This is a genomic window from Streptomyces pilosus (assembly GCF_014649835.1).
Taxonomy (GTDB): Bacteria; Actinomycetota; Actinomycetes; order Streptomycetales; family Streptomycetaceae; genus Streptomyces; species Streptomyces pilosus.
In genome coordinates, this window is the sequence record NZ_BMTU01000019.1 from 1 (window position 1) to 15,854 (window position 15,854).

At 72.8% G+C, this 15,854-nt stretch carries 14 protein-coding genes and 1 pseudogene; 8 read left to right on the forward strand and 7 right to left on the reverse strand.

Going from position 1 to position 15,854, the window contains the following annotated elements; genetic code table 11:
* Positions 1-261, forward strand: a pseudogene (locus tag IE118_RS31000) (hypothetical protein); the annotation flags it as partial.
* A 134-nt stretch (positions 262-395) separates the two neighbouring features.
* Positions 396-1,145: a thioesterase II family protein gene (locus tag IE118_RS31005; protein ID WP_189561427.1), complete on the forward strand. Its 750-nt coding sequence runs from the start codon at positions 396-398 to the stop codon at positions 1,143-1,145.
* Positions 1,146-1,192: 47 nt separating this feature from the next.
* On the opposite strand, the gene IE118_RS31010 is transcribed toward IE118_RS31005, so the two are convergent.
* Positions 1,193-1,921 carry a TetR/AcrR family transcriptional regulator gene (locus tag IE118_RS31010; protein WP_189561428.1) on the reverse strand — a complete coding sequence of 243 codons (729 nt, stop codon included), beginning with the start codon at positions 1,919-1,921 and terminating at the stop codon, positions 1,193-1,195.
* Positions 1,922-2,051: 130 nt separating this feature from the next.
* Here IE118_RS31010 and IE118_RS31015 point away from each other — a divergent pair, with 130 nt between their 5' ends.
* Complete coding sequence (locus IE118_RS31015; protein WP_189561429.1) at positions 2,052-2,243, forward strand: hypothetical protein; 192 nt, start codon at positions 2,052-2,054, stop codon at positions 2,241-2,243.
* A gap of 90 nt (positions 2,244-2,333) precedes the next feature.
* On the opposite strand, the gene IE118_RS34255 is transcribed toward IE118_RS31015, so the two are convergent.
* Positions 2,334-4,421 carry a BTAD domain-containing putative transcriptional regulator gene (locus IE118_RS34255; RefSeq protein WP_229847024.1) on the reverse strand — a complete coding sequence of 696 codons (2,088 nt, stop codon included), beginning with the start codon at positions 4,419-4,421 and terminating at the stop codon, positions 2,334-2,336.
* Positions 4,422-4,826: 405 nt separating this feature from the next.
* Complete coding sequence (locus tag IE118_RS31025) at positions 4,827-5,441, reverse strand: TetR/AcrR family transcriptional regulator (protein WP_306430413.1); 615 nt, start codon at positions 5,439-5,441, stop codon at positions 4,827-4,829.
* A gap of 129 nt (positions 5,442-5,570) precedes the next feature.
* On the opposite strand from IE118_RS31025, the gene IE118_RS31030 reads away from it, so the two are divergent.
* Positions 5,571-7,262: an MFS transporter gene (locus IE118_RS31030; protein WP_189561431.1), complete on the forward strand. Its 1,692-nt coding sequence runs from the start codon at positions 5,571-5,573 to the stop codon at positions 7,260-7,262.
* A 202-nt stretch (positions 7,263-7,464) separates the two neighbouring features.
* Here the strand turns inward: IE118_RS31030 and IE118_RS31035 are convergent, their stop codons facing one another.
* A complete protein-coding gene (locus tag IE118_RS31035) occupies positions 7,465-7,986 on the reverse strand; it encodes a flavin reductase family protein (RefSeq protein ID WP_189561432.1) in 522 nt (173 codons plus the stop codon).
* Between the two features lie 202 nt (positions 7,987-8,188).
* Between IE118_RS31035 and IE118_RS31040 the strand changes: the two genes are divergently transcribed.
* Positions 8,189-8,986, forward strand: a complete 798-nt coding sequence (locus IE118_RS31040) for an SDR family NAD(P)-dependent oxidoreductase (RefSeq protein ID WP_189561433.1) — start codon at positions 8,189-8,191, stop codon at positions 8,984-8,986.
* An 81-nt stretch (positions 8,987-9,067) separates the two neighbouring features.
* On the forward strand, positions 9,068-10,009 hold the full coding sequence (locus IE118_RS31045; RefSeq protein ID WP_189561434.1) for an aromatase/cyclase: 942 nt from the start codon (positions 9,068-9,070) through the stop codon (positions 10,007-10,009).
* Positions 10,010-10,103: 94 nt separating this feature from the next.
* Here IE118_RS31045 and IE118_RS31050 read toward each other — a convergent pair whose 3' ends face one another.
* Positions 10,104-11,048 carry an MBL fold metallo-hydrolase gene (locus IE118_RS31050; RefSeq protein WP_189561435.1) on the reverse strand — a complete coding sequence of 315 codons (945 nt, stop codon included), beginning with the start codon at positions 11,046-11,048 and terminating at the stop codon, positions 10,104-10,106.
* A gap of 261 nt (positions 11,049-11,309) precedes the next feature.
* Here IE118_RS31050 and IE118_RS31055 point away from each other — a divergent pair, with 261 nt between their 5' ends.
* Complete coding sequence (locus tag IE118_RS31055; protein WP_229847025.1) at positions 11,310-12,881, forward strand: DHA2 family efflux MFS transporter permease subunit; 1,572 nt, start codon at positions 11,310-11,312, stop codon at positions 12,879-12,881.
* Between the two features lie 70 nt (positions 12,882-12,951).
* A complete protein-coding gene (locus tag IE118_RS31060; protein WP_189561436.1) occupies positions 12,952-13,599 on the forward strand; it encodes a hemerythrin domain-containing protein in 648 nt (215 codons plus the stop codon).
* 218 nt (positions 13,600-13,817) lie between these two features.
* On the opposite strand, the gene IE118_RS31065 is transcribed toward IE118_RS31060, so the two are convergent.
* Both IE118_RS31065 and IE118_RS31070 read right to left on the reverse strand, forming a co-directional pair.
* Positions 13,818-14,744, reverse strand: a complete 927-nt coding sequence (locus IE118_RS31065) for a zinc-binding dehydrogenase (protein ID WP_229847026.1) — start codon at positions 14,742-14,744, stop codon at positions 13,818-13,820.
* A 162-nt stretch (positions 14,745-14,906) separates the two neighbouring features.
* Positions 14,907-15,635: an SDR family NAD(P)-dependent oxidoreductase gene (locus IE118_RS31070; protein ID WP_189561437.1), complete on the reverse strand. Its 729-nt coding sequence runs from the start codon at positions 15,633-15,635 to the stop codon at positions 14,907-14,909.
* Between the last annotated feature and the right edge of the window lie 219 nt (positions 15,636-15,854).

Sequence of the window (15,854 nt, forward strand, 5' to 3'; positions counted from 1 at the left end):
ACCACCCTCGCCCACCACCTCGACCAACAACTCACCCACCACACCCCCACCACCCACACCCTGATCACGACCCTGGGCGGGCTGGAGGAGCGCATCCGGGGCGTCGGAGAGGACGAGGCGCTGCGCCGGCAGGTCACCGAGCAGCTGCAACGGCTCCTGGAGCTGGCCGGGAACGGGGCGGAGGGAGGCCACGAGCCCGCCGACGACCTCGACGACGCCAGTGACGAGGAGCTGTTCGCGCTGGTCGACGGGGCCGAGTAGCCGCACATCCCCAGGCGGCCGGCCCCGGGAACGGGGCCGGCCGCCTGTCCCGGACGCCCACCCCGCGCGGGACCCGCGCGAGCGGGGGGACCACCAACAAGACGGACCACAGGACAGGAAGAGGGCACCGATCGATGGACAGCAGCCACTGGATACGGCGGATGGGGACGACGGGTCCGGGGGACATCCGGTTGGTGTGCTTCCCGCCCGCGGGCGGTGCCGTCACCTTCTTCGCGGGTCTCGCGCGGGCGCTGGCACCGGACGTCGAGGTGCTGGGCGTGCAGTACCCGGGCCGCCAGGACCGTCACAGGGAGCAGCCGGTCGAGGACATTCCCCGTATGGCCGAGGCGGTCCGCGAGGAGCTGGAGGCGGTTCTCTCGGACGGACGTCCGTACGCGTTCTTCGGGCACAGCATGGGGGCGCTCGTGGCCTTCGAGACCGCCCTGTCACTGCGCGGGGGGCGGCCCGCCAAGGACCTCACGCACCTGTTCGCCTCGGGCCGCGCCGCCCCGCAGTCGGGCCCGCGCCCCGGTGATCTGCTGGCCGGGGCGGAGGAGTTGCTGACCGAGTTGCACCGGCTGGGAGGCGTCGGCGAAGACGTGCTGCGCGACCCCGAGATGGTGGCGATGATCATGCCGGTGGTGCAGGCCGACTACCGGGCACTGGCGGCGTACGGCATGACGCCCGGAGCCTCGCTGGACTGTCCCGTCACGGTGCTGACCGGGGAGGCGGATCCGATCGTCTCGCCGGAAGAGGCGGCGCAGTGGAAGGACCTCACCTCGGGCCCCGCCGGGGTGCGCATCTTCCCGGGGGGTCACTTCTATCTCCATGACCAGGTCCAGCAGGTCGCGGCGACGGTGCGGGGCTCGCTGCTCCCGCGCTGACCTGCCGCCGTGCCGACGGGCGGGGCCGCGACGGCGAGGGCCGGGTGTCACGTGGCGGGGGGCTCGTACGTCAGGTTGTGCATGGCGCACAGTTCGTACAGGTTCTCCTCCCACACCGGTTCGAGGTCGCTGTAGGCGAAGTCGAGCTGGCGGAGGATCTCCATGCACAGGAGCCCGTAGAGCTTGATCCAGCTCGACAGGAACAGGTGCAGCGCCTCGGGCGGGAGGGTGCTGTTCGTCCGGGCCGAGTAGTCGGTCATCTGCCGCTGGATGGAGGGCGCCAGGTCCGTGAAGGCCGGCACCGGATACGGGGCCCGCTCCCACACGTCCACGAGCTGGTCGAGGAAGACGCTCTCGAACTGCTGGCCGGCCCGCTGCCGGGGGGACTCCTCGTCCGGTCTGGCCGCCGACATCACGGGGCTGGCGAACATCCAGCTGAACTCACTGGGATGGTCGAGGGCCCAGGCGCGCATGGCCCGGCACGTCATCAGCAGTCTGCGGCCGGGGTGCTCGGGGGGACAGGCGTCCCGCGCCGCCAGCATCGTCGACGTGAGCTCCTGGTAGAAGTCCGTGATGATCGCTTCGACGAGGGCGTCGTGACTGACGTAATAGCGGTACACGGCCGGGCCGCTCATGCCCATCTCCCGGGCCACGGCATTGACCGTCACTCCGGTCGGGCCGTGTTTGCGCAACAACTGGCGCGCCGTCGTACGGATTTCGAGAAGCGTGGCCTGCCGGCGCCGTTTCACCCAGGGACTTGACGTTTGCTGGCCCATTGCTTCCTCGCAGTCGTATCCATTGACATGATAGCTGGCCTATGGTTTGTTATAGCTCGTAAGTTATGTCATTGGCTAGAATGTAACTGAGTGGAACTCCTACTGTCCATAGTTGAAGCACGGGATGACAATGCTGAAGAGCTTTGAGGACTGGCGTTTCACCGCGGCGGCTCTCGTCCTTGCCGCGGGGAGCATCTGGGGCGTCTCCCGGGCGCTTTCCGTACGGGACGCGCAGATCGCCCGGCTGATCGACGTGCTGGACGCGGCGGTCAGCGGCGGCGCCCTGAGCCAGGGGGCCCTGGAGGAGGCGCGGCAGCACTGACACCGCGCGCTCGGGTGCTCCCGTCCCCCGGTCCGGGAGCACGGCGGTGGGCCCGGGGCCGGCGACCTGCCGGGCTCCGGGCGGAGACGCTCAGTAGGAGTCGTCCGGCGCGTCGGGTGTGCCGAGGTGCGCGTTCCGCAGGACGTTCCTGAGGCACAGGGCCGGCGGGTCCAGCGAGAGGGACGTCATGAGCGAGGTGCCCCCGCCCCACGCCGGCCGCCTGCGGAAGAGTCCCGGGCGTGCCGTCGTGACGACGAACACCGGTCCGCTGGCCGTCCCGCTGCACACGCTGTCCACGTAGTCCAGCAGGGGTTCGTCGGTCAGGTGCAGGTCGTCGATGCCTATCACGACCGGGCGCGGTTCCGCCGGGCCGCCGGACGGTGCCCCCGAGTCGAGCAGGGCCGCCAACTCGGCCATGCGGGCCTCCGTCCCGTGCTCGCTGAACGGGGGGTACGTCCTCGACGGGTGGGACAGGGAGAACGAGAGGAACCGGGGCGGGATCGCCTGGTTCAGGATGCGGCGCTCGAACTCCTCGAGCAGTTGGCTCTTCCCGGTGTGGGGGCCGCCGAGGATGGTGACGACATGGGGCGTGCCGTGATGGCGCACCCTGTGCCACAGGGCCTGCAGGACGTCGAGCTCGACCTCCCGGTCGGCGAGCGTGAGCTGGGCCCCGGGGAAGCGGGTGCGTTCCTCCCTGGCCCGCCACGCGTGCGCGAGGCCGCCCGCGCTGTCGTAGCGGACGGCGGACGCCGTCATCCGGCGCGTCGTCCCGCAGACCAGTATCTCGCCCGGCCCGGCACGGCCCAGCAGGAGCTGGCTCTCCTCCAGCGGCTCCCCGCCGACCGTCCACCCGGTGGCGGCGGACCCGCCCCCACCGGGCCGCAGGCGTGCCTCTCCGGTCGCCACCGCGGCGTGCAGCGCCGGTCCCCGCCCTTCCCCGACGGGCCGCGGGAGCGGGGCCGAGGGTCCCGCCGTGTGGAGCTCGTCCCGGATCGCCATGGCGGCGCGCACGGCGGACCACGCGTGGTTGCCGCCGGAGTCGAGGGCGTCGAACACCGCCAGGTGGGTGGAGCCGAGCGAGCCGATGACCATGCCGTCGAACGCGGTGACGAGGCTGCGGACGCGGTCGGCCGTACCGTCGCGCAGGCTGTCGGCTCCGCCCGCCGGCAGATCGTCCGGCGTGGGCCCGAAGTCCAGCCTCAGGAGCAGCACACTGACGATCCGGTGCGCGCCGGCGGGTGCCGTCGACGGGATCCTCGGCCGCCCGGCCGCCTCGGCGCCGGGCGCCGGCGGCATGCCGGCCGGCCGCTCCGCCCGGTCGAGCACCTCCGTCCCCGGCTCCGCCGGTTCCCCGGCCGCGGCCGGGGTCGCGACGTCGTCGGCGCGGACGCCTTCGGCACGCGCCTCGCGGGCGGCGGGCCAGGACGGGGCCGGCTCGGTGTCGTGGTTCAGGATGGCCTGCTGAAGCGACTGGAGTTCGCGCCCCGGCTCCAGGCCGAGGTTGTCGATCAGCGAGGTCCGCAGCCGGCTGTAGACGTCCAGGGCGTCCGCCTGCCGGCCGCAGCGGTAGAGCGCCAGCATGAGCTGGCCGCAGAGGCGTTCACGCAGCGGCTCCGCCTCGACCGTCGACTCCAGCGCGTCGAGCGCCGACTGGTGACGCCCGCACCGCAGTTCGGCCTCGAAGTAGTCCTCGATCGCGTCGAGCCGCGTGTTCGCGGCCGTCGTGAGCTGGGGCCAGCGGAACCCGGCTTCCGCGAGGTCGGCGAGGGGCCGCCCCCGCCACAGGTCCAGCGCGCCCTTGAGGGCCCTCGCCGCCTTGTCCGGGAGCCCCGCCTGCAGGGCGGCCCGCCCCTCGGTGATGCGCTGGTGGAACACCTGGAGATCGACCTGGTCGGGATCGACCTGGATCATGTACCCGGGCGCCTTCGTCACCAGGGTGTCGGCCACGCGTCCGGCGTGGTGGGCCGAGAAGGCACGGCGCAGCCCCCACACGGAGTTCTGCAGGATCTTGCGCGCCGTGATGGGGGTGTCCCCGTCCGTCCACAGGGCGTTCAGCAGTTCCGAGGCCGGTACCACGCGGTTCGCGTTCAGCAGCAGATAGGCCAGCGTGGCCCTTTGCTTCGTACCGCCCAGGGCTATCGACCGCCCGTCCTCGATGACTTCGAGAGGGCCAAGCATACGAAACCACATCAGGACTCCCCGCTTGCCTGAGACGGTACGGATTCAGTTGCTCTTCCCGACGGCGGCGCGTCACTGCGACGATGGGGGGACCTCGGCGGCGCCCCCTCGGGGGGCGACATGCGGCACGGACGAACCGCACCGCAACCTAACGGCAGTGAGTGGCCGAAACAAGATTAACGGTGTCTGCCGTTCTACCGGACAAACCGGATGTGAGCGTTCCATACCCGCGCCGATCGCGGTCACCTCGCTGACCAGGAAGTGACGGGCGCCGAGGCGGTCACGGGCGGGCACCGCGAGGGCGGCCGCAGACCGCGCGATGACCGGACGGTGGGCGCCCGATGGGCGCACCCTCGCCCGGGGCGTGTCGCGGGGCGCGGTGACGGCACCCCGCGACGCCGGGTCTCACCGGTCCAAAATGCCGGCCACCAGCTCGGCGGCACGGTCGTGCGGCATGCCCGCCGCGCACAGGAGGGTGACCGTGGTGGCGCGGCCCGCCTCCTCGGGGCGCACATGTCCGGCGTTGGTGGCCTCCATCACCGAGAACAGCACACCCTCCAGCACGTAGCGCAGCCCCTCCGCCGGCAGCGGCGAGGTGAACGCCCCGTCGTCCAGCGCGCGCTGGATGAGTCGCGTGCCGGCCGCGTGCACGGCGCCCAGGCGGTCCCGGATGCCCTCCATCGTGAGGCTCTGCCGGGCGAGGGAGAGGAGCAGGCGGTAGCGGTCGACGACCTCCCAGACGGCGAGGAGCGAGCGGGCCAGCGCCTCCGCGGGATCGGCCACCCCCTCACGGCCCACCGCATGGGCCTGTTCCACTGCCTCGACGGCCTCGCCGATGAGCGCGGCGACCAGCGCGTCGCGGCTGGGGAAGTGCCCGTACACCGTGCGCCTCGCGACGCCCGCGGCGAGGGCGATGTGATGCATGGAGGCATCCGGGGCGCGGAGCAGTTCGGTGAGGGCGACATCGAGGATGTGCCGGCGGTTGGCCTCGGCTCTGAGGCTCGACGCATGTGGAGTCATGCTTCCTAGTTGTACAGCCATGTGCAAGTACCGCTACATTGCACAGTCGTGTGCAACTTACTGTTGTGCGCCGCTCCGCGCGTGCCGGCAGTCGGCCGCGGAGCCGGAACCCAGAACGGAGGGGGACCCATGCCCTTATTCGTCAACGAGCCGGTCGAGCGTCTGAGCAGGCCGTATGCCCGTCGCTGGTGGGCGCTGCTGGTGCTCTGCCTGAGTCTGATGATCTCGGTCATGGCGAACACCGCCCTGACGGTCGCGGCGCCGGCCATGACCCGCGACCTCGACCTGTCCAGCTCCGACCTGCAGTGGGTCATCGACGCGTACACCGTTCCGTACGCCGCGCTGATGCTGCTGCTCGGCGCGATCGGCGACAAGTACGGCCGTCGCGGCTCGCTCGTGCTCGGTCTGCTGATCATGGCGGCGGGCGGGGTGGCCGGCGCGTTCGCCGACACCTCCGTGCAGGTCATCGTGGTCCGCGCGGTCATGGGCTTCGGCGCCGCCATGATCATGCCCGCGACGCTCTCCCTGCTCGCGGCGACGTTCCCCCGCGAGGAACGGGCCAAGGCCATCACCATCTGGGCGGCGACCTCGGGGCTTTCCATCGCCGCCGGACCGCTCATCGCCGGCGTGCTCCTGAAGGGCAACGGCTGGGAGTCCACGTTCCTGATCAACGTCCCGGTGTGCGTCATCGCCGTCCTGGCGGCGTACGTCCTGGTCCCGCCGTCCAAGGCCGGCGACCGCGGCCGCATCGACTACGGCGGCGGCGTGCTCTCGGTGATCTGGTCCGGCGCCCTGATCTACATGATCATCGACGGTCCCCACTTCGGCTGGGGCGCGTCGGCGTTCACCGCCGCCGGGATCGCGGGGCTCGGTCTGCTGCTGTTCGTCGGGTGGGAGCTGCGCCACCCGCGTCCCATCCTCGACGTGCGGAAGTTCGCGCAGCGCGCCTTCGCCGGCGCGAACCTCGCCATCGCGGTGTTCTTCCTCGCCGTGTTCGGTGTCTTCTACTACCTCACGCAGCACTTCCAGTTCGTCCTGGACCACGACCCGCTGGAGACCGGCATCCGCATGCTGCCGCTCGCCCTCGGGGTGTTCCTCGGCGCCGCGGCGACCGGTGCGCTGACACCGCGTCTCGGCCCGGGCGTCATGGTGACGGTCGGGATGGTGGGCGGCACGACGGCCCTGGCCCTGCTCGTCGGCGTCGACGCGAGCTCCACGTACGCGGACTTCGTGGCCCCGCTCGCCCTGCTCGGCGTCTCCCTGGGTCTCGCCGTCTCCCCGTGCACCGACACCATCATGGGCGCCTTCCCCGAGTCGGAACTCGGCGTCGGCGGCGCGGTGAACGACACCTCGCTCGAACTCGGGGGATCGCTCGGCATTGCCGTGCTCGGTTCGGCGCTCGCCTCCTCGTACGCGGCGAACCTCACCGACGCGACCGAGGGGCGCGACGTCCCCCCGGAGGCGCTGGAGGCCGCGACGGACTCGGTCGCCGCGGGCAACGCCGTGGCACAGTCCTTCGACGAGAAGGCGCGGCAACTGGCCGAACAGGCCGCACAGGCGTCTCCCGAGGACGCCGCCGCGCTCGAACGGCAGGCGGCGGAGGTCGCGCGGGGCTCGGTCCAGATGGCCGACGCGGTGGGATCCGCCTTCTCCGACGCGGTGTCCCGGACGAGCCTGATCGGTGCGGTCGTGCTCGGTGCCGCCACCCTGGTCGTGGCCGTGCTCATGCGGGGGAAGCCCGCCCGGCCGCGACCGCCCGAGCAGCAGGGCCCCCACCCCGAGCCGCAGCGGCCTCCGGTCGCCACCGGGGCCGGCCGCTGACCCGGCGTTCCGACCGGTGCGCCGGATGGGACGGCACGGGCGGGACGCGGGCGGGACGGCGGGCGGTGAGCTCTACCGGGGCCGCCCGGCGGCTGCCGCCTTCCGCGCCCCCCGTACCGTCCTCCCGGCCCCGCGGGGTGCCTCCGGAGCCGGCGGAACGCCGTCCCGGACTCCGGTCGTCGGGGCACGGGGGCAGCGGGCCTCACGGAATGGCGTGCAGGGCGCCCCGGTGGAAGACGATCGACGTCGCGCCCCCCGTCGCCGTCGTGCCCACACCGGCCACGCGGGCCAGGGCGAAGTAGTGGTCCCCCAGCTTGCGTATCTCCTCGACCCGGCAGTCGAGCCAGGTGACGATGCCGGGTAGCAGGGGGTTCCCCAGCGGGGACTGCTGCAGCGCCAGCCCCGCGAACTTGTCACCGCCGCTGGTCGCGAAGCGTGCGCACAGCTCCTGCTGGTCACCCGACAGGACGTTGACGGTGAACGTGGCCGAGTCCCTCATCAGGGGCCAGCTGGAGGACTTCTCGTCGACGAAGATCCCGATCAGCGGCGGGTCCAGGGACACCGACACGAACGACCCCACGGTCAAACCTGCCGGCCTGCCTCCCGTGGTCGCCGTGACCACGGTGACGGCCGTCGGAACCTCGCGCAGCACACTGCGGAGCGTCCCCGGACCGACGGGCACCTCCACACCTTCGTGGCCGCGGGCGGGCGAAGTCGTGCCCATGCTGTCCTCCCGGTCGAGTCATCGTCCGCCCGACCCTGGCACCCGGACCTGGAGAGCCGGTCATCGTCAACTGGTGCGGGGCGGCTCGGCCCTCCCGCGGCCCCGCGCCCCTCCGCACTCCCGGGTCTTCAGTCATCCTCCAGGGCCGCCCGCCAGGCTCGGCCGTGTACAGGCAGCATCGGGCAGGTCGGGAGGGAGCATCATGACGGCGGAGCCGCAGAGCGGGGAGTCTCGGGTCGCGTTGGTCACGGGGGCCACGCGGGGCATCGGCCGTGCGGTGGCCGAGACCCTGGGGGCGGCCGGTATCAAGGTTTTCATCACCGCGCGCGGTGCCGAGGACGTGGCGGCGACGGTGAAGGAGCTGACGGAGGCGGGCATCACGATCGACGGCGTCGCCGCCGACGTGCGGTCGGGCGTCGACGTCGCCCGTTCCGTCGCGGCGGCCGTCGACCGCTTCGGCCCGATCGACATCCTGGTCAACAACGCGGGCCGCAGCGGGGGCGGCGTGACCGCGCAGATCCCCGACGAACTCTGGAACGACGTGGTCGAGACCAACCTCACCAGCGTCTTCCGCGTCACCCGCGAGGTACTCAACGCGGGCGGGATGGCGGCCAGGCCGTCCGGCCGGATCATCAACATCGCCTCGACGGGCGGCAAGCAGGGCGTGATGCTCGGGGCTCCGTACAGCGCCTCCAAGCACGCCGTCATCGGCTTCACCAAGTCGCTCGGGCTGGAACTGGCGAAGACCGGGATCACCGTCAACGCCGTGTGCCCGGGGTACGTGGAGACCCCCATGGCCAGGTCGGTCAGGCAGGGGTACGCGGGCCACTGGGAGATCGCCGAGGAAGAGGTGCTCAAGCGGTTCGAGGCCAAGATCCCCCTGGGCCGCTACACCGCGCCGGAGGAAGTCGCCGCCCTGGTCGCCTACCTGGCCGGTCCCGCCGCCGCCCCCATCACCGCCCAGGCCATCAACGTCTGCGGTGGCCTCGGCAACTACTGACGAGCGCACGTCCGCACGCGCGACGGCGTACGGACGGAGCGCACCCGCGCCCAGCCCCACCGAAGGAGAGCCGGACCCACCATGACAGTGACGCATCACGCTCGGCACACGATCACCGTCGACGCTCCCGCACGGACGGTGTACCGGATCATCGCGGACGCCGCCGACTGGCCGCGTGTCTTCCCCCCGTCGGTGCACGTCGAGCAGACGCCGCTCGGCGGCGGCGAGGAGATCCTGCGGATCTGGGCCACGGCCAACGACGAGGTGAAGTCCTGGCAGTCCCGTCGCCGGCTCGACCCGGAAGGGCTCACGGTCGGCTTCCGGCAGGAGAGGACCACGGCACCGGCGACGTCCATGGGGGGCGAGTGGCAGATCCGCCCCCTGACCGGGGAGCGGTGCGAGGTCGTACTGCTCCACGACTTCACGGCCCAGGACGACGCCCCCGCGAACGTCGAGTGGATCAACCGGGCGCTGGACCACAACAGCGAGGCCGAGCTGAGCCGGATGAAGGCCACCGCGGAGTCCGCCGGGCAGCTGGGGGACCTGCTGTGCACGTTCGAGGACCGGGTGGACATCGAGGCGCCGGCCGCCGCCGTGCACGCGTTCCTGTGGCGCGCCGAACAGTGGCAGGACCTGCTTCCGCACGTGGCCCGGGTGAAGCTGACGGAGCCGGACACGGACGTCCAGATCCTCGAGATGGACACCCTCGCCAGGGACGGCTCCCGGCACACCACCGCATCGGTGCGGGTGAGCCTCGGGCCGTCCCGGATCGTGTACAAGCAGCTCCGCGTGCCGCCGCTGCTCACCGCACACGTCGGGGCGTGGCTGCTGGAGGAGTCGGAGGGCGTGACGACGGCCGTGGCACGCCACACCGTCGTCATCAACCCGTCCTCGCTCACGCTGCTGGGGCCCGGCACCACGGTGGCCGGCGCGCGCGCCTTCGTACGGGACGCCCTGGGCACCAACAGTCTGGCGACGCTGCGCCACGCCAAGGAGTTCACCGAGCGCAGCCCCGCCCGCTGACCGCGTCACGGGCGCACCCGGACCGGCCCGGCCCCGGCGGTCCGGGTGCGCCCGTGGCGTGCACGGGGGCCGGCGGCGGTCGCGCACCCGCCCCTCAGGCGTGGCAGGCGACGGGACGGCCGCCGTTGAACTGCGCCATCTCCGCGAAGACGGGGGCCGACCGGATCTCGGTGTCCGGCGGCAGCGCCGACTCCTCGGCGTAGGCGCGGTGCAGATTGGCCACCAGACGCTCGGGGTCACGGAGTGCGGCATAGGGGCCGAGGTCCGTGTCGCGGGCGGCCTGGAGGGGGGACAGACCGGCGGCCAGTCCCGCCCGTGCCGTGTCGCGCACCCACTCCAGGTACTCCTGCGTGGCGTCGAGCACCTCCGGGCCGGCGACCGGGCCGTGTCCGCCGACGACGACGGCGGGGTCCAGGGCACGCAGCCGCGTGATCGCCTCCAGGGTGCCGCTCAGCGAGCCCATGAGGACGAAGGGGGTGCAGCCGGGCAGCAGGACGTCACCGGCGAACAGGACGCGCTGTCCGGGCAGCCAGACCACGATGTCGCTCGTGGTGTGCGCGGGGCCGACGTGAATCAACTCGGCGGTGAGGCCGCCGACATGGAGCGTCGCACGCTCGCGGAACGTGAGGGTGGGCAGGGTCAGGCGGACGTCGCCCCACTGCGTGGCCGGCCAGACCTCCCGCATCGCGAGACCGCGCCGGGCCATCTCGGTCCGGGTGACCTCGTGGGACACCACGGTGGCGTGCGGGGCCACCACCGCGTTGCCGAAGTGGTGGTCGCCGTGGTGGTGGGTGGTGACGATCGTGCGCACCTCCAGCGGGGTGCGCGAGGCGATGGCCGCGCGCAGGGCACGGGCCCGCCGCTCGGTGGCGGCGGTGTCCACCACGGCCACCGCGTCGTCGCCGATCAGGACGCCGGCGTTGTTCAGGCACCAGCCACCGTCCGGCTGGATGTAGGCGTGGACGCCCGGAGCGAGCTCCTCCATCCGGGGAGGAGCCGGCGTGGACGGGGCGCGGGACGTGGCCGGCGGCTGGGTCATCGGAGGGGTTCCTTCCCGAGGCGGGGGTGGTCCGTGACGCGTCGGTCCTCACGATCTGCCGTCCCGCTGGGGGCGTGGAGGTGGGCCGATGGCCACGGGCAGGAGTCCGGCAGGACACCCCGGCCAGCCGGTGTGGAACAGCTTGCACCGGAACCAACTGCGGGACATACTGTTCCGAAGTTGTGGGTCAGGTTGTTCCGCACTTGTGCGCGAGCCGCCCACGCCGTCCCGTTCCCTCATGCTCACCGGCAGGAGATTCTGGTGTCCGAACGTTCCCTGGGGCAGGCTCACGCGGCCCCGCCCGCTTCCGCGCGGGCCGACGCCGCGACGGAGCCCGGTTCCCGCAAAGGGCTGGCGCTGGTCGCCATCGCGGTCGCCCAGCTGATGGTCGTCCTCGACGTCTCGATCGTGAATGTGGCGCTGCCGTCCATCCAGGGGGCCCTCGACTTCTCCGCGACCAACCTGGAGTGGGTGGTCAACGCCTACGCGCTCGCCTTCGGCGGTCTGCTGCTGCTCGGCGGGCGGATCGCGGACATGTACGGCCAGCGCCGTACGTTCCTCTTCGGCGTCGCCCTGCTGACGGTGGCCTCGCTGCTCGGCGGCCTGGCGACCAACCAGGGCTGGCTGATCGCCGCCCGGGCCGTGCAGGGCATGGCGGGAGCACTCGTCGCACCCGCCGCACTGGCGCTGATCGCCAGCACCTTCTCCGAAGGCGGCGAACGCAACAAGGCCATGGGCATCTACGCGGCCATGGGCGGCGCCGGCGGCGCCCTCGGCAACGTGCTGGGCGGCGTCTTCACCGACGCGCTCAGCTGGCGCTGGGTGCTGTTCGTGAACGTCCCCATCGGCGTGCTGCTGCTGCTCGCCGCGGTCAAGGCGTTCCCCGCCGAGCGGGTCACCACCGCGGGGCGGCGCCTGGACCTGCCGGGCGCCGTCACCTCGACCGTCGGCATGTCGCTCGTGGTCTACGGGCTGATCCACGCGGCCACCGAGGACTGGGGCAGTGCGGGCACGGTCACCCCGCTCGTCGTCGGCGCCGCGCTGCTGGCCCTCTTCCTCGTCATCGAGATCCGCAGCAACTCCCCGCTCATGCCGCTGAGCATCTTCCGCAACCGCAACCGGTCCGGCGCGTACGCCATCATGCTGACGCTCGGCGCCGGCATGATCGTCCTCTTCTACTTCCTCACCCTCTTCATGCAGATCGTGCTCGGCTTCAGCCCGCTGAGGACCGGCTTCGCCTTCCTGCCGTTCGCCGTGGGCGCGGCCGTCTGCGCGACGATCAGCAGCCAGGCGGTGGGGCGAGTGGGCCCGAGGATCCTGCTCGGCGCCGGCACGCTGCTGGCCGCCGTCGCCTTCTTCTGGTTCTCGCGGCTCAGCGAGGACGGCAGCTACAGCGGCGATCTGCTCGGACCGCTGGTCCTCTCCGGCTGCAGCGTGGGCCTGTGCTTCGTGCCGCTCACGCTGGCGGCGGTGGCGGGGGTGCGCAAGGCCCAGGCCGGTGTCTCCTCCGCCCTCCTGAACGCCGGCCAGCAGGTCGGCGCCGCGCTCGGTCTCGCGGCCCTCGGGACCGTCGCGGTCACCGTCACCAAGGACCGGATCACCGAACTGCTGGGCCCGGCCGCCGCCGAGGCGGCGGAGGGCTACGGGCCCGCGGACGCGGCCCACATGCCCCCGGAGGTCCGTGAGGCGGTGTTCGACGCGCTCGCGCAGGGCTACGGCACGGCCTTCATGGTGACCGGCTTCATCCTGCTCGGCGCGTTCGTCCTCGCGGTCCTGGTGATCCGGGTCTCCTCCAAGGACGCGGAGAACGCCGAGATGGGCGTCGTGATCTGAGCCGCCCGGACACCCACCGGGCCCCGGCCCGCACGCCGTACGGACACATGACCACCAGGAGGAGTACGCGGTGAACGCCCGAGCGCAGACCGGAAGCGCACCCCCCGTCGACCTGACGATGATGTACGCGATCCACCGCGCCTTCCGGCGGGATCTGCGCCTGCTGGAGGCGGCCCAGCACGACGACGTCCCCGCCTTCCGCCGGGGGTGGCAGCTCTTCAGGTCCTACCTGACGATCCACCACGTCGCCGAGGACCACTCGCTGTGGCCCGTGCTGCGCGCCAAACTGGCCGACAGGCCGCAGGCGCTGACCATGCTGCAGGCCATGGAGGCCGAACACGCCCAGCTCGACGGGGCCGTGGAGAAGGTCGACGCGGCGCTCGGCGAGGCGGGAGGCGAACGGGCGCTGCCGGCCCTCATGGCGGACGTCGCCGCCTGTCTGACCGACCACCTCGATCACGAGGAGGCCCAGGCCCTGCCGCTGCTGGAGAGCGAACTGACGGCGGCCGAGTGGGACGCCTTCGTGACGGAGCAGCGCAGCCAGGTCGGCATCAAGGGAGCGGCGACGTTCTTCCCCTGGCTGCTCGACGGGTTCTCCCGGGCCGACCGACGCACCGTGCTCGACCGGGTCCCGCCGCCGCTGCGCCTGGTGTACCGCGCGGTGTGGCGGCCCCGGTACGAGCGCAACTCGCCCTGGAAGGGCAAGGCCGTCTCCTGACCGCGGCGGCCGCCCGTCAGAACTCCGGTGCCGGACGCGCAATCCCCCGGTGCGTCCGGCACCGGTCCGCACGTACGGCCGTCCGCGGCGTGATCCGCCGGCGGCCGGAGCGCCGGTGCGGCACGGGACGCCCCCGCGCCGGGCGGCCGTTCACGGCCGGAACCCCGGGGCCGCGCCGTCGCGCCCCCGGGGTCGTCACCACCGCACCGCGGCCCGGGTCACCGCACCAGGACGGCCTTGCCGTTGACCTGCCGGTCTCCGACGCTGCGCAGGACGGGCTCCGGGTCCGACCACTCGCCGACCAGCGCGACCTGCGGGTCCAGAGCCTTCTCCGCGACGAGCCGCAGCAGCAGCGCGAGATCGTCCCCGACGGTCCTGCGCGGCATCTCGTCGAACAGGTGCAGGTAGCGGATCCGCACGCCGGGGCGGGCGTTGCCCCAGTCGAAGGGCAGGGACAGGTCGGAGCGCGTGGTGTTGCCGTAGCAGACGACGACGCCCCGCTGTCGTACCAGTTGGTACGCGCTCCGCAGCACCTCGCCGCCGACGCTGTCCACGAGGACGTGCACCGGCGGCGTCGCCCCGGGCCCCGCCTCGTAGGTGGAGGTGCCGGCGGCGCCCAGCCCGGTCAGGCCCTTGAGCCGCTCCGGGGAACCGGCCCAGGCGTGCACCTCGGCCCCGGCGGCCCGGGCCAGCTGGACCGCGATCCGGCCGACACCACCGCTGGCGCCCGTCACCAGGACCGCGCGGCCCAGGACGGATCCGGCCTGCCGCAGGGCGTACAGCGCGGTGAGACCCGCCACCGGGACGGCTGCCGCGTCGGTCCACCCGACGCCGTCCGGGAGCGGGGCGAGCCGGGCTGTCGACAGGGCGACCCGCTCGCTCCAGCCGTCCCGGTCGGCCACGCCGGCCACCCGGGTGCCGGCCGGCGGCCCGCTGCCGTCGGCCGCGGCACGGACCACGGTGCCGGTCACGTCGAAACCGAGCCGTGAGCCCGGCGGCAGCATGCCGAGCAGGGAGAGGTCGCCGCGGTTCACGGAGACCGCCCGGACCTCCACGACGGCCTGGTCGTGGCGCGGTTCGGGCTCGGGAACCGCTGTCGGCCGTACCCGGGTACCGCCGTCTGCCTGAGTGGTGAGTGCGTGCACGTGGCTGTCGCCTCCGAGGTGTCGTCGCGATGGGATACCGGGAAGAAGGGGTGCCGGAGCAGCGCGGCCCGGGCGCCGCTCAGGGCACGGGGGGAGGATGCGGTGCCCCCGGCGGGCCGGTCACCGGCCGCGCACGGCGGCGCGGACCGGCGCCAGCGGGAGTCACCAGCGCACGCCGCCGTCGACCGGCAGCACCGCGCCGTTCACGTAGCTGCTCTCCGTGGAGGCCAGGAACACGGCGGCGCGGGCGACTTCGTCCCCCGTGCCCGGCCGGCCCGTGGCCATGGTGCCCTGCAGCCGGGACCAGAGCGTCTCGTTGGCCATCAGGGCCCGGCCCTGGCCCTCCTGGATGAAACCGGGCGCCAGGCAGTTCACCGTGATGCCCCGGGGCGCCAGCTCCAGCGCGCAGACCTCCGTGAACCGCTCGACGGCTGCCTTGGAGGCGCAGTACGCGGCGGCTCCGGGCATGGCGCGACGTCCGAGCAGCGACGACACGGTGATGACCCGGCCCGCCCCGGCCTGCCCGAGGTACGGCACCGCCTCCCTGACCGTGTGGAACACACCGGTCAGGTTGGTGCCGATCACCGCGTCCCAGTCCTCGGCGGCCAGCACCGACACCGGGCCCGGTCTGCTCACTCCGGCGTTGGCGACCACGATGTGCGGGCCGCCGTACCGCTCGTGGGTGGTGCGCATCAGTGAGGCCACCGACTGGGGCACCGTGACGTCGGCCTTGACGTGGACGATCCGGCCGCCCTGGTCCGGGGGGTCCGGGCTCATGTCCCGGGCCGCGGCGACCACGATGGCGCCCTCGTCGGCCAGTGCCTGCGCGACGGCCCTGCCCAGACCACGCGTTCCGCCGGTGACCACGGCGGTCCTGCCCTGCAACTTCATCGCTCCTCCTGGGTTCCGGTCGGGAAGAAGAGCCCGTGCGATCCGGGAGCACGATGCTGCTGGGCCGCGGTGGCGGGGCGAGGGAGCCCGGCTGGAGGCACCCGGCGCGCGGAACCGGCGACCTCCGCTCCAGCGCCGCTCGACCCGGGTGCCAGGGGCCCCGGCGAGACTCGGTGTCCGCCCGGGCCGCGCGCCGTGGTCCGGGCGGCCGTCTGCCGA